We start from the raw sequence: 21,003 nt of genomic DNA on the forward strand, positions 1-21,003 counted from the left end.
CATCCTGCACAGGTCATCTGTGGGGGAAGACATGCGATATGCAGGATTTTTTGCCTTGGCCATCGTGGCCGGGGCGCTTGGGGTCACGTCCGCGCCGGTCAGTGCGCAAAGCCGCCAGTCGACAGAGATTCCGGCGGAATTTCCACCGGCCTCGTACACCGGTCGGCAATACGTCGACAGCCGCGGCTGCGTCTATGTCCGCGCCGGGATCGACGGCAACGTCAACTGGGTCCCACGCGTGAACCGTGCCCGCGATCATCTGTGCGGGGCGCGGCCCACGGCAACGGCGGCTGCCCCGGCTCCGACACCGCGCCGCGCGGAAAACGTCGTTCAGATCACGCCCGATCCGGAACCTGCCGCGGCCCCGGCCCCGCAGGTCCGGGCCGCAGCGCCCGCCCCGCGGCCACAGCCCGCGCCGCGGGCGACCGCGCGCCGCGCACCGGTAGCGGCCGCCGTCCCCAAGCCGGTGGTGCGCCGGGTTGAAACGCCGACGCCGCAGAGAGTGGTGCGTGCCGCCCCCAAACCGGCTCCGCGTATCGTCGCCCCCAAACCCGCCGCGCCACCGCAGGCGGTGCAGCAGGCCGCGCGTCAGGCCTGCCGGGGCGCGTCGCCGATCAGCGCGCAGTACATTCACGACGGTAGCCGCTACAAGGTGCGCTGCGGTCCGCAATCCACTCCGCACGTCACGCTCGTCCGGCGCGGCGAGGCGCCGACGCCCGACAAGAACGTGCACCGGCTGCAATATGGTGACAGCGGGACACGGGTCAGCGGCAACACCCGCATCGTGCCGCGCCACGTCTACGAAAACCGCGACGATCAGGTGGTGCGGACGCCCAAGGGCTATCGCCCGGCGTTTGACGACGACCGGCTGAACCGCAAGCGCGCCAACCAGACGGTCGAGGGGTATCTCAAGACCCAACTGGTCTGGACCAACACGGTGCCGCGCCGTCTTGTCGACCGACGTACGGGCCGCGATGTCACCGCGAAATACCCCAAGCTGATCTATCCCTACACCGATTACGCCACGCAGAAGGCGCATACCTCGACCAAGGGCGCGGCCAAGGCGGCAGAGCCGCGCATGGCCTCCAGGTCGGTGCCCAACAAACCGGCCGCCGTGGCCAAGGGCAGATACGTGCAGGTCGGAACCTTCGGCGTGCCCGCCAACGCCGAACGCACCGCGCGGCGGTTGCAGGGCATGGGCCTGCCGGTGCGCTATGGCAAGTACAGCAAGGGCGGCAAGTCGTATCGCATCGTCATGGCGGGTCCGTTCAGCAGCCAGTCCGACCTGAGCCGCGCCCTGTCGGCCGCCCGCCGTGCCGGTTTCGGCGACGCGTTCGTGCGCTAGCGGTTCGGTCGGCGAAGGTCTTGAAGGTCGCCTCCTTTCTCGCGTTGGACGATACAGCGCGAGGCGGGGGGCGTTTACCAATCCATCAGGCCAACCAGCTTTTGAAGACATCTTCGGGAGCAAGTGTGATGGATGTCAGCTTTTAGGTAGCGAGCGGTCATTGCCCCACCGCGACTGCGTCGGGTCCACGGGGCCTTGTCGGCGCTGGCACGGCGGCCGCCGAGGGCGGCTTTGATTCCGTGCCGGGATACAAGGGTCATCGGCCGCTCAGCGCGATTTCGGCCAATGCTTGTATTGAAAGCCGACCGATTTCGATGTCGTTCACTCTGTCCTAACGGCCTTTCCTGTCAGAAGGAACCCTGCCCTTGGACGTCCCATTAGGCGGTAAGCGTCACCCGCCGCAGATGCCCTGCAAACGCACCCAGTCGGCGTCGGTCAGCACAAGGCTGCTGCTGTCCCCGGCCAGCGGATCGGCTTCGATCAGCGGCAGGCTGCTTTCGCCGGTCACGTCCAGCGCATAGGCATAGGGCGCGGTACGCAGCTGCGCATTGGCAAAGGCGGTGACCAGCACATCCGTCGGGATCGCGGCTTGCGGGCTGGTCAGCAGGCTCTCTGCATAGGCGTCCAGCACATCGTCGGGCAGGCTGCCGGTGGTGAGCAGTTGCAGGCTGGCCATGAGCCCTGCGTCGCGCAGCAGGGCGGCCAGCGGATCCTGCCGCGCGGCGCGCACCGCCTCGGCCAGAACGTAGCCTGCGGTCACATCCGGGTCTTCGGGGTCTTCGACCAGCGCGCGGTTCATCAGGATCATGCCGCCGGGCAGATGTTCGGTGGTCTGCACCCCGTCGCGCAGCACGACCAGCGCGTTGCGGCGGGTTTCCCCCAGGATGCGCAGGGCCAGGTGGCGCAGCGGGTCGCGGGCGTCGGGCGCGGCGCAGGGCTGACCGGCGACCCGCGCGATGCGCGTCAGCAGGGCTTGCCCGATCTCGACCCGCTTGACCGTGGGCACGACCTTGACCGTATGGCGCAAGAGCGCGTCGGGCAGCCAGAAAAACGCCAGCGCCGCGATGATCACGGCGGCCCCGAGGCTCAGCACCCAGCGCAGCTTGCCGGGGCGGGGGCGGCGGCGGTCGATAACGCGGCGCACCTTTTCGATACCCGCGATCATGTCGTCCTCGCTCGCGGGCAGTTCCAGGGTTTCGCCGGGGTCGCCGTCGGGATGGTAGATGACCGGGTCGTCGCTGCCGCCCGCCCGCGCGATCGCCGCCAGCGACCAATGCGCCAGCACCCGGTCCTGCATGTCGCTGATGGTAAGGGTGGCATCGCCCAGGGACACCACCACCTCGCGCCGCTGCGCCTGCGGGTCGGCCCGCCAGAGGCCGGTGCCCTCGAGCCGTTGATATTCGTTCAGCGCTGTCATTGCGGGCTGCTCTGCCTCTTTGCTGGGCCAAGACTAGCATCGGCGCAGCGGTCGGGCAATGCGGCAGGCGTGACGTGCGCCGCGATGCCTGCGGCATGCGAGAGACGCTGTCTCTCGCGCTCTCTGAGGTATTTTCGAACCAGAGAAGGAGGGATCAGGGCGGCTGGCAGCCTTGCGCCCGGCTGTCCCAGGTTCCGCCTGACGCGAGGCAACGCTCCAGCGCCGTGGGGCCCATGATCCAGCCCGCGCCGAACTTGGCCGCGATGACCAAGACGGCGAGACCGAAAAAGCCCAGGATCAGCACGGTCGTGCCGCGGGTCTGCGACATGGCTCAGAGGGCCTTGGCGATACTGCGCAGCTCGAACTTCTGGATCTTGCCGGTCGAGGTCTTGGGCAACTCCTGGAACACCACCCTTTTGGGGGTCTTGAATCCCGCCAGCTTGCTGCGGGCAAAGGCGATGAGCTCGTCCTCGGTCACCTCGGCGCCGTCTTTCAATTCGACAAAGGCGCAGGGTACCTCGCCCCATTTCTCGTCCGGCTTGGCCACCACGGCGCAAAGCGACACCGCCTCGTGGCCCATCAGCGTGCCCTCGACCTCGACCGACGAGATGTTTTCGCCGCCCGAGATGATGATGTCCTTGGCGCGGTCGGCGATCTGGACATAGCCGTCTTCATGCATCACAGCGATATCACCGGAATGGTAATAGCCGCCGCGGAACGCCTCGGCCGTGGCGTCGGGGTTCTTGAGGTAGCCTTTCATCACCGCGTTGCCGCGCATGACGATTTCGCCCTGCGTGCCGCCGTCGCGGGGCACCTGGGCCATCGCCTCGTCCACCACGGTGATATGCTCCATCGTGGGGATCGCCACGCCCTGCCGGGCCTTCACGGCGGCGCGGTCGTCGCCAGTTAGCGCGCCCCAGTCTTCCTCGCGCCACAGGCATTCGGTCACGTGGCCATAGGTTTCGGTCAGCCCGTAGACGTGAGTGACGTGAAAACCCATCGCCTCGATCTTGGCGAGCGTTGCGGGGGCGGGGGGCGCGCCCGCGGTAAAGACCTCGACCGTCTGGTCGAAGTCGCGGCGCTGATCCTTTGGGGCGTTGACCAGGGTGTTGAGCACGATGGGCGCGCCGCCGAAATGCGTCACGCCCTCGTCGGCGATGGCGTTGTAGATCGCGGGCGCGGTGATGTCGCGGCAACAGACCAGCGTGCCGCCCACGGCGGGCATCATCCAGGTGTGGTTCCAGCCGTTGCAGTGGAAAAGCGGCACGATGGTGAGGTAGATCGGATGCAGCACCATGCGCCAGGACACGATCGTGCCCATGCACATGAGGTAGGCGCCGCGATGGTGATAGACCACGCCCTTGGGCCGCCCGGTGGTGCCTGAGGTGTAGTTGAGCGCGAGGCTTTCCCATTCATCCTCTGGCATGATCCAGTCATAGGCCGGATCGCCCCGCTCCAGCAGCGCGTCATATGTCATGTGCCGACCGCTGGCGGGGTGGCCTGCGGCGTCATCCGGCACCTCGACGACCATCGGGGCGGGCCCGTAGAGTTCCGCGATCGCCTGCTCCGCAAGCTCCAGAAACTGCGAATCGACCAGCACGACCTTGGCGCCGCCATGGCTCAGGATGTAGCTGACCGTGCCGACGTCGAGCCGGGTGTTGATGGTGTTGAGCACCGCGCCACAGGCGGGCACGCCGAAATGCGCCTCGGCCTGGGCGGGGACATTGGGGATCAGCGTCGCGACCACGTCGCCGGGTGCGACCCCCTGCTGTGCCAGACCAGAGGCGAGCCGGGTCACACGTTCGGCATATTCGGAATAGGTCTTGCGGTGGTCGCCGTACGCCACGGCCAGGCGGCGGGCAAAGACATCAGCGGCGCGCCGCAGGAACGACAGCGGCGTCAGAGGCACGTAGTTCGCAGCGTTCCTGTCCAGTCCGGTTTCATCCGCAAGCCAGCCCATCCGCGTCTCCTCCCGCATGTGTGTCCGGACCCGACTATGCGCAGCTTTGCCGCCCAAGAAAAGGCCGACTTCGGTACGGCAGGGATTCCCCGTGGCGGGGCGGCGGGTTAGGGTTGGGCATGATCATCTCGCGCGGGCGGCGCTATATCTTCGTGCACATCCCCAAGACCGGCGGCACCTCCATGGCGCGGGCGCTGGAGGCGCGGGCGATGGCCGATGACATCTTGATCGGCGACACGCCGAAAGCGCGGCGGCGGCGGGGGCGGATCAAGGAGCTGTCGGCGCGGGGGCGGCTCTGGAAGCACAGTACGCTGAGCGATATCGACGGGGTACTGAGCATGGACGAGATCGCGGGCATGTTCACCTTTGCGCTGGTGCGCAACCCCTGGGACCGGCTGGTAAGCTATTATCACTGGCTGCGGGCGCAGCGGTTCGATCATCCGGCGGTGCATCTGGCCAAGGTGACCGGGTTCGACGGATTTTTGCGCCATCCCCACACCGCCGCCAGCATCGGCGGCAGCCCGTACGGCAGCTATCTGCGCTGCGCCGACGGGGTGGAGCGGGCCAGCGCCTGGCTGCGGCTGGAGCATCTGGCCGAGGATATCGCACCGCTGGCCGCGCATCTGGGCTTTGTGCCCGACGTGCCGCATGACAACCGGTCGGATCGTGGTGCGGATTACCGAACGTACTACTCGGACGGTCTGGCCGAGGTGGTGGGGGAAATTTGCGCGGAAGATATCGCGCGGTTCGGATATCGTTTTGATCCCTGAGGCCGGGCCACGTTTTCCTTGAGGAAAACGCCCCGGAATTCTCAAGAATTCCGGGGCTGCGGGCGACCCCGGTTGGGTTGGCGTTTTTCGGGAGAAAAACGGATCCGGAAATCCTGAGATTTCCGGGCGCGGAGCCGGCCCGGTCACGTCGGCCCCGCGCTGTGCCTCAGGCGGCCTTGTCAGCCTGCTGGCCGAAGCGGCCGTAGAAACTTTGCCCCTTGTCGGCCATCTCGCGCAGCAGGTCGGGGCAGGCGAAGCGGTCGCCGAACCTTTCGGTCAGCTGATCGCAGCGTTCCGCAGCGTAAGGCGCGCCGATGATGTCGAGCCACGAGAACGGGCCGCCCGACCAGGGCGCAAAGCCCCAGCCCAGGATCGCGCCGACGTCGCCTTCGCGGATGTCCATCAGCACGCCTTCCTCGAGCGCGCGCACCGCTTCGAGCACCTGTGCAAAAAGCAGACGGTGCTGGACGAGGGTCAGGTCGGGCTGGTCGTCGAGCGGCGGGAACTTCTCGGTCAGACCGGACCACAGGCCCTGCCGCTTGCCCTTGTCGTCGTAGCTGTAAAAGCCCGCCTTCGATTTGCGGCCCAACCGTTCCTCGCCTTCCATCCAGAAGATCACCTCGTCCACCGCGGCGTCGGGATAGGCATCGCCCATCGCGGCCTTGGTGGCGCGGGCGATCTTGGCACCGAGGTCGATGGAGGTTTCATCGACCAGCTGCAGCGGCCCGAGCGGCATGCCGACCTGACGCGCGGCGTTTTCGATCAGCGCCGGCGCCACGCCTTCGGCCAGCATGCGCATGCCTTCGTTGAGGTAGGGGATGATGCAGCGGTTGGCGTAGAAGAACCGCGCGTCGTTGACCACGATCGGCGTCTTGCGGATCTGGCGCACGAAATCCAGCGCCTTGGCCACGGCCCGATCGCCGGTTTCCTTGCCCTTGATGATCTCGACCAGCATCATTTTCTCGACCGGCGAGAAGAAGTGGATGCCGATGAACTGCTCGGGTCGCTCGGACGCCTTTGCGAGGTCGGTGATCGGCAGGGTCGAGGTGTTGGTGGCAAAGATGCAATCCTCGGGGATGACCTTCTCGACGTTCTGCGTCACCTCTGCCTTGATCTTGGGGTCTTCGAACACCGCCTCGACAATGAGGTCGCAGTCCTGAAGGGCGGCATAGTCGGTGGTGGCGTGGATGCGGCCCAGCAGCGCCTCTTTCGATTCCTCGGTGGCTTTCTTGCGCTGGATGCCCTTGTCCATGTAGCTCGCCGAATAGGCCTTGCCCTTGTCGGCGGCCTCCTGCTTCTGGTCCAGAAGCACCACGTCGATGCCGGCCTGCGCGCTGACCAGCGCGATGCCCGCGCCCATCATGCCGGCCCCGAGCACGCCGACCTTGCGCACGCGCTGGTCGGGCACATCCGCGGGCCGCACGGCGCCTTTCTCAAGCGCTTCCTTGTTGATGAAGAGCGACCGGATCATCGCGCCCGAGCTGGGGTTCATCAGGACGTTGGTGAACCAGCGCGCCTCGATCCGGAGCGCGGTGTCGAAGGGCACCAGCGCGCCTTCGTATACCGCCGACAGCAGCGCCTTGGCCGCCGGATAGACGCCCTGGGTCTTGCCATGCACCATGGCCGAGGCACCGACAAAGGTCATAAAGCCCGCTGGATGGTACGGCGCGCCGCCGGGCATCTTGTAGCCCTTGGCGTCCCAGGGTTTCACCAGATCGGCGTCCTTGGCATTCAGCACCCAGTCCTTCGCTGCCTCGAGCGGATCGGCGACAACCTCATCGACGATGCCCGCCTGCTTGGCCTTCATCGGATCCGACAGCTTGCCCTCGAGCAGGAAGGGAGAGGCCGCCATCGCACCCATCTTGCGCACCATCCGCGTGGTGCCGCCGGCACCTGGAAAGATGCCGACCATGATTTCCGGCAGGCCGATCTTGGCCTTGGGATTGACCGAACAGAAGATCCGATGGCAGGCCAGCGGGATTTCCAGGCCGATGCCAAGCGCCGTGCCGGGCAGGGCGGCGGCGACGGGTTTGCCGCCCTTCTGGGTCTTGGCATCCATGCCCGCAAGCTCGATCTTGCGCAGCACGCCGTGCATCTGCATGATCCCTTCGAAGACGCCGCGCGCCGGCTCGTCACCCGCGTCATCCTTCATCTTGGCGATCACGTTCAGATCCATCCCGGCGGCAAAGGTGTCCTTGCCGGAGGTGATGACGATGCCCTTGACGGCCTCGTCGGCCAGCGCGTCATCGACCAGCGCGTCCAGGTCACGCAGGCCCTGCATCGACAGCACGTTCATGCTTTTGCCGGGCACGTCCCAGCTGATGATCGCGACGCCGTCGTCGCCCTTTTCCATGGTGAAATCGGTCATGTGTTGTCTCCGCTCAGATTGGGGTGGGGCCGGTCCGCAGGGGACCCGGCGCAGTCGGTGAAGGACGCCCGCGCAGGGGCGTCGGTGTGTCTTGGTGCCCGTGCGGACGCACGGGGGGCGGGCGCGGCAGATGCGGTCATGACCCGCCCTCGCCATCGAAAGGTGTGCCGTCGCGACGGGTATAGCGAACGCCGTCCGCATCGGCGGTCACCTTGAGGTCGTGATCGGGATACCATCCGACCTCGGTGTCGGTCCCGGTGCCGATGATCAGAAAGCTGCCGGGCGCATCCGACAGGTTGACGTTCTGATGGCCGTTGGCATCGCCCGCCGGAAAGGCCAGGCAATCGCCCACCGACAGCGGCGTCTGGCCGTGATCGTCGACCAGCGTGAGGCGGCCCGACGTCACCATCGCGAATTCGTCCTGCCGTTCGTGCCAATGCCGGATCGAGGATTTCGCCCCCGGTTCCAGATGCACAAGATTTGCGCCGAACTGGGTGATCCCGCCAGCCTCGCCCAGGCGCTGTGACGACCGGCCCGCGACCTCTTGGTCATGCGGGGGCGGATAGGCCGACCCGTCGCGCCGGGGCACTGCGGATATGTCGATCTTCGGCATGATCTCAATGCCTCCCTTTGCGAAGGTGCTTCGGCGTCATGACGGCAATCCCCTTGTATCCCGGCCGGCCTGTCCCAGCCGCTGGCGCGCCGCCATTTCGGGGCTGACCGATGGGCAGTCCGACACCAGTGTCGCGGTTTCCAGCCGCACGCCCTTCCAGCGCCCGCCGATCAGCATCAGTGTCATCTGGTTGCTGACCGGTTCGATCAGATAGGTACCGCCGCGCAGGATATAGGTCGTGTGCCAGCCCAGAATCGTCTCGCGCTCGGGGCCCAGGAATTTCGCATCCTGGCAGATGCGGTGATACGATTCTGCCCGGATGCTTTCCAGATGATCGCGGAACCGGTTCATCGCCTCGGCCATCTCGTCGCGGGTGGAGATCACCACCTGCGCATCCATCGTCAGCATCATGTTCGGCAGCGCGATGTGATCCAGCATGCCGACCACATCGCGCTGCCACAGGAACTGCGACACCGCATCCAGATTGGATTGATAGATGTCCCTGGCGGTGCGCACGGGTTCAGATCCTTTCGATGATCGTGGCAGCCCCCATGCCGCTGGCGATGCACAGCGTCGCAAGACCCGTGCCCTTGCCGGTACGCTCCATCTCGTCCAGCAGAGTGCCGATGATGATCGCGCCGGTCGCCCCCAGCGGGTGCCCCATGGCGATCGATCCGCCGTTGACGTTGACCTTGTCGGCATCCACGTCGAACGCCTGCATGAAGCGCAGCACGACGCTGGCAAAGGCTTCGTTGACCTCGAAAAGGTCGATGTCGCCGATGGCCATGCCGTTGTCGGCCAAAATCTTTTCGGTCACCGGCACCGGACCGGTCAGCATGATCGTGGGATCGGTGCCGATCTTGGCCGTGGCCCGGATGCGCGCACGCGGTTTCAGCCCGTGCTTTTCACCGAATTCCTTCGACCCGATCAGCACGCCCGCGGCGCCATCGACGATGCCGGACGAGTTGCCCGCATGGTGGATGTGATTGATCCGCTCCAGATGCGGGTACTTCATCAGCGCGATCTTGTCGAAACCGGGCATCACCTCGCCCATGGCCTGAAAGCTGGGGCTGAGGCTGCCCAGGCTTTGCATATCGGTGCCCGGGCGCATGTATTCATCCGTTTCCAGGATCGGCAGGCCGTTCTGGTCACGCACGGTGATGATGGATTTCTCGAACCGGTTGTCGTCCCAGGCGGCCTTGGCGCGGCGCTGCGATTCCACCGCCAGGCTGTCAGCCTCGTCGCGGGAAAAGCCGTATTCGGTCGCGATGATATCGGCCGAGATGCCCTGCGGCACGAAATAGCTGTCCATCGCGACGCTGGGGTCGACGGCAATGGCGGCGCCGTCGCTGCCCATGGCCACGCGGCCCATCATCTCGACCCCGCCGGCGATATAGGCCTCGCCCGCGCCGCCGCGCACCTGATTGGCGGCCAGGTTCACCGCCTCCATGCCGCTGGCGCAAAAGCGGTTGATCGCCAGACCTGGGATCGACTGGTCAAGGTCCGAGGCCAGGACCGCGGTGCGCGCAAGGCAGCCGCCCTGTTCGCCCACCTGCGTGACGTTGCCCCAGATCACGTCCTCGACCGCATGGCCCTCAAGGTCGTTGCGCTCTTTCAGGGCATTGAGCACCTGTGCGGACAGGCGCACGCTGGTCACCTCGTGCAGGGCGCCGTCCTTGCGGCCCTTGCCGCGGGGGGTGCGCACGGTATCGTAGATATAAGCGTCGGTCATTGGTCTCTCCTTCAGGCCCGGTCGGATGGGTTGCCGGGCATCAGATCGTAGGGGTGTTTCCAGCCGGGCAGGGCGCTGAGCCGCGCCAGCCAGGCGTCGATACGGGGCCAGTCCTTGCGGTCGAAACCGAAAGGTTCGGGATAGTAAAGGTAGCCGCAGCAGCTGAGATCGGCATTCGTCGGCGCATCGCCGACGATCCAGTCGCGCCCCTCCAGATGACTGTCGAGCACCTGATACGCTGCCTTGAGGCGGCCTTGCATGAAGCCGATCACCTCGGCCGGGCGTTTGTCCTCGGGCAGAAAGTTCATGAGGAACCGCGTCATCCCGGCCTGGCTGCTGAGCTTGTGATTGTCCCAGAACATCCAGCGCATGACCTCGCGGGCCTCATCGGACGTGGTGCCGCCGAACTTGCCGGACTTCTCGGTGACATACATCTGGATCACGCCCGATTGCGTCAACCGCAGGTCGCCGTCGACCATTACCGGCGCCTCGCCCATGACGTTGACGTCGCGGCGGAATTCCGGGCTGCGCGTCGCGCCCGCGAAGAAATCCACGAACACCGGTTCCCAGTCGAGCCCCGAGAGCTGCAGCGCCAGCGCCGCCTTGTAGGCGTTGCCCGATTCACCGAAGCAGTGCAGTTGGATGGTCATGTCCTCAAATCCTTGCGGTTGCGCAGCGGGGAAAGGCCGCTTTGGAGTATTTTTGCCAAGAAGAAACCGAAAGAGCGCCCCTTCGATAACCTGCCCTTAACCAAGACTCGGGTTTTCTGGCCCCGTGGTACAGGCTGGAGAGCCGATGGCCATCCAAGGAGAAGCTCCGCCGCCGCGCCTGCGTTCCGTCTGACGGTCGGGCGCGTCGGCGGGGTGAACCGACTGCAGCCCGAACGGCGTGGGGCCCGATGTGCGGTTCGCTCCTTCTTCTTGGCAGAAATATCTCCCGCCGGAGGCATCCGGCATCGGCCACCTGTGGTGTCGCCAGAGGTTTCAAAGCGCCCTCGCAATCAGTTCCTTCATGATCTCGTTGGTGCCGCCATAGATGCGCTGCACCCGTGCGTCGGTCCACATTTCCGCCACCGCGTATTCCTGCATGTAGCCATAACCGCCGTGCAGTTGCAGACAGTCATCCAGCACCTCGCCCTGGGTATCGGTCAGCCAGTACTTTGCCATTGCCGCACGTTCGACGGTCAACGCGCCCGCTAGGTGCTCCGCCATGCACTGATCCAGGAACGCCCGCGCCACCGCGGTCTTGGTCTGGCATTCGGCCAGCTTGAACCGGGTGTTCTGGAACTGCGTGAGCGGTCCGCCAAAGGCCTCGCGTTCCTTGCAATAGGCGATCGTGCGCTCCACCGCGCCTTCCATCATCCCGACCGCGCCGCAGCCGATGATCAGCCGTTCCTGCGGAAGCTGCTGCATCATCTGGTAGAACCCTTGGCCCTCCTGCTGGCCCAGGATGTTTTCCGGCGGAATCTCAACGTTGTCGAAGAACAGCTCGGACGTGTCGGCGGCATGGCAGCCGATCTTGTCGAGGTTGCGGCCGCGCGAAAATCCTTCCGCCCCATCGGTTTCGACCACCACCAGCGACACGCCCTTGGCGCCTTCGGACGGGTCGGTCTTGGCGGCGACCACGATCAGGTTGGCGTGCTGGCCGTTGGTGATGAAGGTCTTCTGCCCCGAGAGCCGGTAGGCATTGCCGTCGCGCAGGGCGCGGGTCTTGATCCGCTGCACGTCCGACCCGCCCGAGGGTTCGGTCATCGCCAGCGCGCCGACCATCTCGCCCGAGACCATCTTGGGCAGCCAGCGCTTTTTCTGCTCTTCTGTGCCGTAGGCCAGGATGTAATGCGCGACGATGCCGGAGTGGATGCCGTGGCCCCAGCTGGCCAGGTTGGCGCGCCCGGCCTCGATCAGGATCACCGCCTCGTGGCCGAAATCCCCTCCCACGCCGCCGTATTCCTCGGGCACGGACGGGCAGAGCAGGCCGAGCGCGCCCGCCTGTGTCCAGGTCTTGGGGTCCATCTGGCCCTGCTTGCGCCATTTGTCATAGAGCGGCTGCCACTCGGTCTCGATGAACCTGGCGGTCATCTCGGACAGCATGGCGTGCTCGTCGGTCATCCATGTGGATCGCATTCAGGCTCCCCTCCTGACGGGCGGTTATTTCTTGCGTGCGTCCAGTTCCGAGTTGAAGAGGCGCAGCCGGTGGCTCAGCGCCTCGTCGTCGGTGATGCTTCCGAAGTTTTCGAACAGGAACGACAGCGCCTCCCCTTCGTCCAGCCCGGCCTCTGCCGCGAATTTCCTCAGCCCGCGGTAGCCGTCCTCGGTCATGGCGACCGGAAAGCGGCGGGTCAGGCGAAAGCGTTTGGGCATGGTCTCCTCCGGCGATTGAGAGTCGGGTGGGGGTCACCCCCCACCGTTGTCTCAAAAGTTGGCGGCGTCCAGTGCCATCACCGTGTCGGCGCCGGTCTGGATACGCGCCAGGTGCATCGCGGTGGCGGGCAACTGCCGCGCCATGTAGTAGCGCCCGGTCGCCAGCTTGGTCTCGTAGAACCGGGTGTCCGAAGCACCGCCCGCAAGGGCGTCGCGCGCGGCCAGACCCATGCGCGCCCACATGTAGCCCAGGCAGACATGTCCGAACATGTGCATGAAGTCATAGGACCCCGACAGCGCGTTGTTGGGATTCTTCATGCCGTTCTGCATGAAATACATCCCCGCGGTCTGCAGATCCTTCGACGCCGCCTTGAGCGGATCGAGGAAGTCCTTGTCGAACGCCGCGTCCTGCCCTGCATTGTCCTTGATGAAGGTCTTGATCATCTCGAAGAAGGCCATGACGTGCTTGCCGCCTTCCTGCGCCAGCTTGCGCCCCACCAGGTCCAGCGCCTGGATGCCGTTGGCACCTTCGTAGATCATCGCGATCCGGGCGTCGCGGGCGAACTGCGACATGCCCCATTCCTCGATATAGCCGTGGCCGCCATAGACCTGCTGGGCGTTCACCGCCATCTCGAAGCCCTTGTCGGTCAGGAAGCCCTTGATCACGGGGGTCATCAGCGAAATCAGCCCTTCGGCCGCGGCATCGTCGGTCTTGTGCGCGCGGTCGATCAGGTAGGCGCCCCAGTAGGTGAAGGCGCGCGCGCCTTCGACGAAGGATTTCTGATCCATCAGGTTGCGGCGGATATCGGGGTGCACGATGATCGGGTCGGCCGCCTTTTCAGGGTATTTCGCACCGGTCACGTCGCGGCCCTGCAACCGGTCATTGGCATAGGCCACGGCGTTCTGATAGGCCGCTTCGGCCTGGGCATAGCCCTGCAGACCGACGCCCAGCCGGGCCTCGTTCATCATGGTGAACATCGCGCGCATGCCCTTGTGCGCCTCGCCCACCAGATAGCCCGTGGCCTCGTCATAGTTCATCACGCAGGTCGAGTTGCCGTGGATGCCCATCTTCTCTTCGATCTTGCCGACCGAGACGCCGTTGCGCTCGCCCAAGGAGCCGTCCTCGTTCACCAGGAATTTCGGCACGATGAAGAGCGATACGCCCTTGATGCCGTCGGGGCCGCCCGGGATCTTGGCCAGTACCAGATGAATGATGTTCTCGGCCATGTCGTGATCGCCGGCCGAGATAAAGATCTTCTGGCCGCTGATCTGGTAGGTGCCGTCGTCCTGCGGCACGGCCTTGGTGCGCATGAGGCCCAGATCGGTGCCGCAATGCGGCTCCGTCAGGTTCATGGTGCCCGTCCATTCGCAGGTGGTCATCTTGGGCAGGTAGGTCTGCTTTTGCTGCTCGGATCCATGGATATGGATCGCCGTATAGGCGCCGTGGGTCAGGCCCTGGTACATGTTGAAGGCCATGTTGGCCGACACAAAGGGTTCCTGCGCCGCGGTGTGCATCAGGTAGGGCAGGCCCTGGCCGCCGTAGTCGGGATCGCAGTCCAGCGCGGTCCAGCCGCCATCGCGCATCTGGTCGAAGGCTTCCTTGAACCCGGTGGGCGTGCGCACCACGCCGTTTTCCAGCACGCAGCCTTCGGTGTCGCCGACGGTGTTCAGCGGCGCCAGCACCTCGGTGGCCAGCTTGCCCGATTCCTCAAGCACCGCGGCGGTGAAGTCGCGATCAAGCTCGTCATAGCCGGGAATGTCCTGCTCGCTCGCCTTGAGCACGTCGTGCATGACGAACTGCATGTCCTTGGTGGGGGCGTGGTAGATGGGCATCTGGATCCTCCGTCGGATGTCGGTGTTTTATTCGGCGGCGCGTTTCGGCTGACTGATCGAGGCGAGCATCTTTTCGCCCCAGGCCAGCTGTTCCTCGAGTTCGGCAATGGCCTGGTTGAGGTCGTCGCGCTGGCCGATCATGTCGCGCAGGCGCTGCTGTGCGATTTCATAGGTCTTGTGGATCTGGGTCTGCTGTTGGTCACCCATGTCGTAGAGGTCCAGAAGCTGGCGGATCTCCTCAAGCGAGAATCCGAAACGCTTGCCGCGCAGGATCAGCTTGAGCCGGGCGCGGTCGCGCCGCGTGAACAGCCGTTTCTGGCCTTCGCGGATCGGGAACAGCAGCTCCTTCGCCTCGTAAAAGCGCAGCGTGCGGGGCGTCACATCGAACGCTTCGCACATCGCGCGGATTGTCATTGTCCGGTCTTCGCTCATCGGTACTAACCTTTTTCATCAAGCGGGGTGCCGGACGAAATGCGTATCTGGAGCTCTTCATACAATGGGAATTTTGGGTGACGTAACTCAGACGCTGCGTCACTTTTCCGTTGACGTAAGATAAAGTCGCGTCAATCGGTCGTTTCCGAAATTTTATTGTTTGGTCAAATTTTTTCCGCGCCGGGCCGGGTCCGGAATTCCATACCCGGCGGGTCGCCGGTCAACCCTTGAGAGAATCGGCCGTATCGTCGCGCAGCCGCTGCAATTCGTCGATCGCCTCGTCCAGCTGGCGGCGCTGCTCGGCCAGTTCGGCCAGTTGCCCGTCGGCCAGATCGATCCAGGCTTTCATCTGCGCCTCGGTGCCTTCCTTTTCGTAGATCAGCAGCCACTGGCGGATGTCCTCAAGCTGAAAGCCGAACTTGCGCCCGCGCAGGATCAGCGTCATCCGCGCGCATTCGCGGGGCCCGTACCAGCGCGATCGTCCGTCGCGTTCAGGCTGCAAAAGTTCGATATATTCGTAATAGCGCAAGGTGCGCGGCGTCACGTCGTAGCGCGCGCACATTTCCTTGAAGCTCAGCCGTTCGGTCATTGCGGTTCTCCCATGACGGGAATGATAACGAACCTGCGGGCAAGGGCAACACACCCCAGCGCGTTGCAGCGGGTTGCACGCCGGGCGCGCCCGTGCACAGTAAGCCCAGCAAGGAGCCCCGCCATGACCACCCCCGAAAAGGCCCGCATCGCGCGTCAGTTCATCGAAACCATCCCGCACGCCCGGGCGCTGGGTCTGCAGATCACCGATATCGGTGACGGATCAGCGACGATGACCATGGGCTACGACGAACGGCTGATCGGGGACCCCAAGACCGGGGTGATCCATGGCGGTGCGGTGTCGGCACTGATGGACACCTGCGGCGGCGCCGCGGTGATGAGCCACCCGTCGGCCCCTGCGGGCACGGCAACCATCGACCTGCGGATCGACTACATGCGCGCCGCGACCCCCGGTCAGGCGATCACCGCGGTGGCCACCTGCTATCACATCACCCGGTCGGTGGCCTTTGTCCGCGCCACCGCCTGCGACGACGACACCGACCGCCCCGTCGCGACCGCCACCGGCGCTTTTACGGTCGAGGGGCGCTAGTCCATGGCGCGCCGTCCCCCCGAACCCGTCCAGGTGGTCAAGCAACGCCGCGATGCCGCCCTGCGCGCGCTCGCGGGCGGGGTGCCCTATATCCAGTTTCTGGGCATCACCTTCGACCGTCGCGGCGACGAATTGACGGCGATCCTGCCCTTCGACGACATGCTGATCGGCAACCCCTTCCTGCCCGCGATCCATGGCGGTGTGACGGCAGCGTTTCTCGAGGTGACGGCGATCATCTCGCTCAGCTGGGCCTGGCTGTGGGAGGATATCGAAAGCGGGGCGCTGACGTTCGATGCGCTCGAGGCCGGCGATCTGCCGCGCCTGCCCAAGACCATCGACTTCACCGTCGACTACCTGCGCTCGGGCCTGCCGCGCGACGCCTACGCGCGGGCCAAGATCACCCGCTCGGGCCGCCGCTACGCCAGCGTCCATGTCGAGGCCTGGCAGGACAACCGCGACCGTCCCTTCGCCCAGGCCTCGGCGCATTTCCTGATGCCCCGCAGCGATGGCTGATCCGATGCGCCGCACCCCCTGCTTCTCTGGTTCAAAAATACCTCGGGGGGGGCCGCGCCCCGGCGCGGACGGGGGCAGAGCCCCCGAAAAGGGTTGCACTCCATGACCGACGCGCTGGCCGATCCGCCGCGCGAGGTGACGCACGCCCGCGTGCTCAGGATAGCGATTCCCATCGTCATCTCGAACGCCACCGTGCCGATCCTGGGCGCGGTCGACACCGGCGTCGTGGGCCAGATCGGCCTCGCCGCGCCCATCGGGGCGGTGGGCATCGGCGCGATCATCCTGTCGGGCGTCTACTGGATCTTCGGCTTCCTGCGCATGGGCACAACCGGGCTGGCGGCGCAGGCGGCGGGGCAGGGCAACCGGGCTGAGGTCGCGGCGCTGCTCACCCGGGTGCTGATGATCGGGTTGGGCGCGGGTGCGCTGATGATCGTGGGGCAGGCCGCGATCTTCTGGGCGGCCTTCCAGCTCGCGCCCGCCAGCGCCGAGGTTGAAGGCCTGGCGCGCGGATACATGCAGATACGCATCTGGTCGGCGCCCGCCGCCATCGCGATCTACGGCATCTCGGGCTGGCTCATCGCGCAGGAACGCACCCGGGCGCTGCTGGTCCTGCAAGTCTGGATGAACCTGCTCAACATCGTGCTCGACCTTTGGTTCGTGCTGGGGCTGGGCTGGGGCGTCAACGGCGTGGCCTTTGCCACTTTCCTCGCGGAATGGTCGGGGCTGGCCATGGGCCTGTGGCTGTGCCGCGCGGCGTTCCGCGTGCCCGCCTGGCGCGACTGGGCGCGGGTCTTTGACCGGGCGAAACTCATCAATATGACCCGGGTCAATTCCGACATCCTGATCCGGTCCTTGCTGCTGCAGGCGATCTTCATGTCCTTCCTTTTCCTCGCCGCCGATTTCGGCGACGTGGTGCTGGCCGCCAACCAGGTACTGCTGCAGTTTCTGCAGATCACCGCCTATGCGCTCGACGGTTTCGCCTTCGCGGCCGAGGCGCTGGTGGGGCAGGCCATGGGCGCGCGCGCTGTGCAGACTCTTCGGCGCGGGGCGCTCCTGACCTCGGTCTGGGGGCTGATCTCCTGCGCGGCGCTGTCAGCCTTCTTCTGGCTGGCGGGCCCGGCGCTCATCGACCTCATGGCCGACGTGCCCCCCGTACAGGCCGCGGCGCGGGACTATCTGCCGTGGATGATCGCGGCGCCACTGGTGGGGCTAGGGTCCTGGATGCTCGACGGCATCTTCATCGGGGCCACGCGCACGGCGGACATGCGCAACATGATGCTGATCTCCGCGCTGGTCTATCTGGCCGCGGTGCTCACGCTCGTGCCGTGGACCGGCAACCACGGGCTCTGGGCGGCGCTTCTGATCTCTTTCGTGGCGCGAGGTGTGACGCTGGGCCTGCGCTATCCCGCCCTCGAACGGGCTGCCGTCTGAGCGCCCCCGGAAAGTTCGAATTTTCCGGGCCCGTTCTCCTCAAGGAAAACGCGCGCGGCGGTGCAGGCTGCGCGGCAGAATGGCACTGGAAATCCCTATCCCACGCGCCTACAACCAGCCCCTGACCCTCCAGCCGCCGACCCCAAGGGAGATGCGCGATGAACGACCTCTTTAACAGCTTCATGACCGGCCCCGACGAAAAGGGCCGCTTTGGCGATTTCGGCGGGCGGTTTGTGTCGGAAACGCTCATGCCGCTGATCCTTGAACTGGAAGAGCAGTACGAGCATTCCAAGAACGACCAGAGCTTCTGGGACGAGATGCACGATCTCTGGACCCATTACGTCGGCCGCCCCAGCCCGCTTTATCATGCCGAACGGCTGTCAGAGCATCTGGGCGGGGCAAAGGTCTATCTCAAACGGGACGAGCTGAACCATACCGGCGCGCACAAGATCAACAACGTGCTGGGCCAGATCATCCTCGCCCGCCGCATGGGCAAGAGCCGCATCATCGCCGAAACCGGCGCGGGCCAGCACGGCGTCGCCACGGCAACCGTCTGCGCCAAGTTCGGGCTGAAGTGCGTGGTCTACATGGGCGCGCATGATGTCGAACGCCAAGCGCCCAACGTCTTTCGCATGAAACTGCTGGGCGCCGAGGTGGTGCCGGTGACATCGGGTCGCGGCACGCTCAAGGATGCCATGAACGACGCGCTGCGCGACTGGGTCACCAACGTGCGCGACACCTTCTATTGCATCGGAACGGTCGCCGGTCCGCACCCCTATCCGGCGATGGTGCGGGATTTCCAGGCGATCATCGGCAAGGAAGCCAAGGAACAGATGATGGCCGCCGAGGGCCGTCTGCCCGACACGATCATTGCCGCCATCGGTGGCGGGTCGAACGCCATGGGCCTGTTCTATCCGTTCCTCGACGACAAGGATGTCCGCATCATCGGGGTCGAGGCCGGCGGCAAAGGCGTCAACGACAAGATGGAGCATTGCGCCTCGCTCACCGGTGGTCGGCCCGGCGTGCTGCACGGCAACCGCACCTACCTGCTGCAGGACGACGATGGCCAGATCCTCGAAGGCTTCTCGATCTCGGCCGGGCTTGACTACCCCGGCATCGGTCCGGAACACGCCTGGCTGCACGACATCGGCCGCGCCGAATATGTCGCGATCACCGACAAGGAGGCGCTGGAGGCGTTCCAGCTTTGCTGTGAGATGGAAGGCATCATTCCGGCGCTGGAGCCCAGCCACGCGCTGGCGCATGTGATGAAGATCGCGCCCGAGCTGCCCAAGGACCACATCATCTGCATGAACATGTGCGGGCGCGGCGACAAGGACATCTTTACCGTGGCCAAGCACCTGGGCTTTGACATGTAGGCTTTGATCCGGGGCGGCAGACCGCCGCCCGGGTCCTTACTAGCCGGGCTTCCGGGCGATCGCGGTCGCAAAGGCCTGATAGCCGTAAAGCACACCCGCCTCGGCCCGGCGTTCATGCTCTGCGATCAGCGCCTGCGCCAGGCCCGGCCCGATCTCGCCCCGCTCCTGCATGGCGTTGGCCGTCATTTCGACCCAGGGCCGCATTTGCTGCGGCGTGGTCACGACACGGCTTTGCACATCGAAGAACTCGAGCCCGAGCCCCGCCCCGGACAACAACCCGCGCAGCTTGCCGACCAGATAGGGGTCGGTGACGAAGGAGCGGACGAATTCGCGCGCGCAGGCATCCAGCGGATCGTTGGGGAAATGCGCGAAGGTCGCCTTTGAAAAATCGGCGTCGCAGGCGATGAGGGTCCCGCCGGAGCGCAGCACGCGCACCGCTTCGGTGATCAGCGCCCTGGGGTCGACCACATGGGTGAGGACGGTGTGCATGATCACCACGTCGGTCGAGGCGTCGTCGCGCGGCAGGGCGGCGCCGTCCGCCACTTCGAACCGCAGGTTGGCGTGATCCCTGGCACGGGCCTTGGCCTCTTCGATAAATCCGGCCGAAGGGTCATAGGCCACCACCTGCGCGGGGTCGGCATGGGCGGCGATCCGGCGCGCGACCGCCCCGGCCCCGGCGCCGACCTCGATCAGTGTGCTGTCGTCGCTGAGCGACAGCTTGCCAAGGTATGTGGCGACGATCTGCTCCATCGCCGGATCGGACTGCCGCACATCCATGGAGTCGGCAAAGATCTTGATGAATTCGGGGCCGGCGGCGTCCACGTTCTGAAAAGGGTCTGCCATCGCTGTCTCCGTGAAAAGGATCAATGAATGCGCCCAGTCTGTCAGCTTGGCGCGTTCGAGGCCAGTACCAACGCGACGGCGCGGGGCCAGAGCCTGCGGACCCTCGGCACGGTACAAAGGGTCAGAAGGCGCGCCTAAACCCAGGTTTAGGCTGCTGGACCTCAGGTTTATCGACCCCGGATTAAACCGCGTGCCAATATACCTGGCGCGTCGCCCCGCTTCAGTCTGACGCCGTTCAGAAACGCGGCCCAGCCGCATGACAGAAAAGGGACTGAAGATGACACGCATTATTTTCCTTACGACCGCCTCCGCGCTCCTTGTCGGGACCGTCGCCTTTGCGCAGTCGTTCACCGACAAGATCGTGAGCGACTTGCAGGCCAACGGGTTTGACCGGATCGAGATTAAGGTCGGTCCGACGCAGACCAAGGCCGAAGCGATCGATGGCGCCCGCAAGATCGAGGTGATCTACGACAATGCCACCGGCAGCATCGTCAAGCAGGAGGTCGAAAGCGCCGCGGGCGAGAGCATCAGCCCCGGCGTCCAGATCCGCAACGAGGATCGCGATTTTGTCGACGCGCGCCGCAGCGGTTCGGCCTCGGGCCCGCGCGACGACGATGACAATGATGACGAGGACGATGACGACGATGACCATCGGTCGGGACGCGATGATGACGATGATGACGGAACGGATGACAATGACGGCCGCGGCGGCGATGATGACCGCGACGACGACCGTGGCGATGACGACGACGACGACCGTGGCGGCCACCGGGGTCATGGCGGTGACGACCATGACGATGATGATGATCGGGGCGGCAGGGGCGGCCACGGTGGTGGAGACGATGACGGTGACGACGACGACGACGATTGAG

General features: G+C 65.4%; 21 protein-coding genes. 7 read left to right on the plus strand and 14 right to left on the minus strand.

Annotated features, from left to right (window positions below):
* The first annotated feature begins 31 nt into the window (after nucleotides 1-31).
* Complete coding sequence (locus ACOXXX_RS03890; RefSeq protein ID WP_422825236.1) at nucleotides 32-1,345, plus strand: SPOR domain-containing protein; 1,314 nt, start codon at nucleotides 32-34, stop codon at nucleotides 1,343-1,345.
* Between the two features lie 391 nt (nucleotides 1,346-1,736).
* Here ACOXXX_RS03890 and ACOXXX_RS03895 read toward each other — a convergent pair whose 3' ends face one another.
* The 3 genes from ACOXXX_RS03895 to ACOXXX_RS03905 all read right to left on the minus strand — a co-directional run bounded on the left by ACOXXX_RS03895 (nucleotide 1,737) and on the right by ACOXXX_RS03905 (nucleotide 4,722).
* Complete coding sequence (locus tag ACOXXX_RS03895) at nucleotides 1,737-2,762, minus strand: hypothetical protein (protein WP_422825237.1); 1,026 nt, start codon at nucleotides 2,760-2,762, stop codon at nucleotides 1,737-1,739.
* Nucleotides 2,763-2,916: 154 nt separating this feature from the next.
* The gene (locus tag ACOXXX_RS03900; protein WP_422825238.1) at nucleotides 2,917-3,090 is read right to left on the minus strand and encodes a hypothetical protein; all 174 of its coding nucleotides are present in this window, start codon (nucleotides 3,088-3,090) and stop codon (nucleotides 2,917-2,919) included.
* Nucleotides 3,091-3,093: 3 nt separating this feature from the next.
* Nucleotides 3,094-4,722, minus strand: a complete 1,629-nt coding sequence (locus ACOXXX_RS03905) for an AMP-binding protein (protein ID WP_422825239.1) — start codon at nucleotides 4,720-4,722, stop codon at nucleotides 3,094-3,096.
* 119 nt (nucleotides 4,723-4,841) lie between these two features.
* Between ACOXXX_RS03905 and ACOXXX_RS03910 the strand changes: the two genes are divergently transcribed.
* The gene (locus ACOXXX_RS03910) at nucleotides 4,842-5,492 is read left to right on the plus strand and encodes a sulfotransferase family 2 domain-containing protein (protein ID WP_422825240.1); all 651 of its coding nucleotides are present in this window, start codon (nucleotides 4,842-4,844) and stop codon (nucleotides 5,490-5,492) included.
* Between the two features lie 166 nt (nucleotides 5,493-5,658).
* Here the strand turns inward: ACOXXX_RS03910 and ACOXXX_RS03915 are convergent, their stop codons facing one another.
* The 10 genes from ACOXXX_RS03915 to ACOXXX_RS03960 form a co-directional block, all read right to left on the minus strand.
* Entirely contained in the window at nucleotides 5,659-7,860 is a 2,202-nt protein-coding gene (locus tag ACOXXX_RS03915; protein WP_422825241.1) for a 3-hydroxyacyl-CoA dehydrogenase NAD-binding domain-containing protein, read from the minus strand.
* Nucleotides 7,861-7,996: 136 nt separating this feature from the next.
* Entirely contained in the window at nucleotides 7,997-8,473 is a 477-nt protein-coding gene (locus ACOXXX_RS03920; protein WP_422825242.1) for a cupin domain-containing protein, read from the minus strand.
* A gap of 36 nt (nucleotides 8,474-8,509) precedes the next feature.
* Nucleotides 8,510-8,989 carry a hypothetical protein gene (locus ACOXXX_RS03925; protein ID WP_422825243.1) on the minus strand — a complete coding sequence of 160 codons (480 nt, stop codon included), beginning with the start codon at nucleotides 8,987-8,989 and terminating at the stop codon, nucleotides 8,510-8,512.
* Nucleotides 8,990-8,993: 4 nt separating this feature from the next.
* Nucleotides 8,994-10,205, minus strand: coding sequence for an acetyl-CoA C-acetyltransferase (locus tag ACOXXX_RS03930; protein ID WP_422825244.1), 1,212 nt, complete (start codon nucleotides 10,203-10,205; stop codon nucleotides 8,994-8,996).
* Nucleotides 10,206-10,216: 11 nt separating this feature from the next.
* Nucleotides 10,217-10,855, minus strand: a complete 639-nt coding sequence (locus ACOXXX_RS03935) for a glutathione S-transferase family protein (RefSeq protein ID WP_422825245.1) — start codon at nucleotides 10,853-10,855, stop codon at nucleotides 10,217-10,219.
* A gap of 333 nt (nucleotides 10,856-11,188) precedes the next feature.
* Nucleotides 11,189-12,328, minus strand: coding sequence for an acyl-CoA dehydrogenase family protein (locus tag ACOXXX_RS03940; protein WP_422825246.1), 1,140 nt, complete (start codon nucleotides 12,326-12,328; stop codon nucleotides 11,189-11,191).
* Between the two features lie 24 nt (nucleotides 12,329-12,352).
* Nucleotides 12,353-12,565, minus strand: coding sequence for a hypothetical protein (locus tag ACOXXX_RS03945; protein WP_422825247.1), 213 nt, complete (start codon nucleotides 12,563-12,565; stop codon nucleotides 12,353-12,355).
* A gap of 51 nt (nucleotides 12,566-12,616) precedes the next feature.
* Nucleotides 12,617-14,398 (minus strand): acyl-CoA dehydrogenase C-terminal domain-containing protein, encoded by a 1,782-nt coding sequence (locus ACOXXX_RS03950; RefSeq protein ID WP_422825248.1) that lies wholly within the window; start codon nucleotides 14,396-14,398, stop codon nucleotides 12,617-12,619.
* A 27-nt stretch (nucleotides 14,399-14,425) separates the two neighbouring features.
* Nucleotides 14,426-14,830 (minus strand): MerR family transcriptional regulator, encoded by a 405-nt coding sequence (locus ACOXXX_RS03955; RefSeq protein WP_422825249.1) that lies wholly within the window; start codon nucleotides 14,828-14,830, stop codon nucleotides 14,426-14,428.
* Between the two features lie 220 nt (nucleotides 14,831-15,050).
* On the minus strand, nucleotides 15,051-15,419 hold the full coding sequence (locus ACOXXX_RS03960) for a MerR family transcriptional regulator (RefSeq protein ID WP_422825250.1): 369 nt from the start codon (nucleotides 15,417-15,419) through the stop codon (nucleotides 15,051-15,053).
* A gap of 123 nt (nucleotides 15,420-15,542) precedes the next feature.
* On the opposite strand from ACOXXX_RS03960, the gene ACOXXX_RS03965 reads away from it, so the two are divergent.
* The 4 genes from ACOXXX_RS03965 (at nucleotide 15,543) to trpB (ending at nucleotide 19,288) form a co-directional block, all read left to right on the plus strand.
* Nucleotides 15,543-15,968: a PaaI family thioesterase gene (locus tag ACOXXX_RS03965; RefSeq protein WP_422825251.1), complete on the plus strand. Its 426-nt coding sequence runs from the start codon at nucleotides 15,543-15,545 to the stop codon at nucleotides 15,966-15,968.
* A 3-nt stretch (nucleotides 15,969-15,971) separates the two neighbouring features.
* A complete protein-coding gene (locus ACOXXX_RS03970) occupies nucleotides 15,972-16,481 on the plus strand; it encodes a PaaI family thioesterase (RefSeq protein WP_422825252.1) in 510 nt (169 codons plus the stop codon).
* A gap of 102 nt (nucleotides 16,482-16,583) precedes the next feature.
* Nucleotides 16,584-17,912, plus strand: coding sequence for an MATE family efflux transporter (locus ACOXXX_RS03975; RefSeq protein WP_422825253.1), 1,329 nt, complete (start codon nucleotides 16,584-16,586; stop codon nucleotides 17,910-17,912).
* A 158-nt stretch (nucleotides 17,913-18,070) separates the two neighbouring features.
* Complete coding sequence (gene trpB / locus ACOXXX_RS03980; protein ID WP_422825254.1) at nucleotides 18,071-19,288, plus strand: tryptophan synthase subunit beta; 1,218 nt, start codon at nucleotides 18,071-18,073, stop codon at nucleotides 19,286-19,288.
* Between the two features lie 39 nt (nucleotides 19,289-19,327).
* Here the strand turns inward: trpB and ACOXXX_RS03985 are convergent, their stop codons facing one another.
* Nucleotides 19,328-20,131, minus strand: a complete 804-nt coding sequence (locus tag ACOXXX_RS03985) for a class I SAM-dependent methyltransferase (RefSeq protein WP_422825255.1) — start codon at nucleotides 20,129-20,131, stop codon at nucleotides 19,328-19,330.
* Nucleotides 20,132-20,408: 277 nt separating this feature from the next.
* Here ACOXXX_RS03985 and ACOXXX_RS03990 point away from each other — a divergent pair, with 277 nt between their 5' ends.
* Nucleotides 20,409-21,002 carry a PepSY domain-containing protein gene (locus ACOXXX_RS03990; RefSeq protein ID WP_422825256.1) on the plus strand — a complete coding sequence of 198 codons (594 nt, stop codon included), beginning with the start codon at nucleotides 20,409-20,411 and terminating at the stop codon, nucleotides 21,000-21,002.
* The last annotated feature ends 1 nt before the right edge of the window (nucleotide 21,003 follow it).

Source organism: Thalassococcus sp. BH17M4-6, from assembly GCF_049323015.1.
Lineage (GTDB): Bacteria > Pseudomonadota > Alphaproteobacteria > Rhodobacterales > Rhodobacteraceae > Puniceibacterium.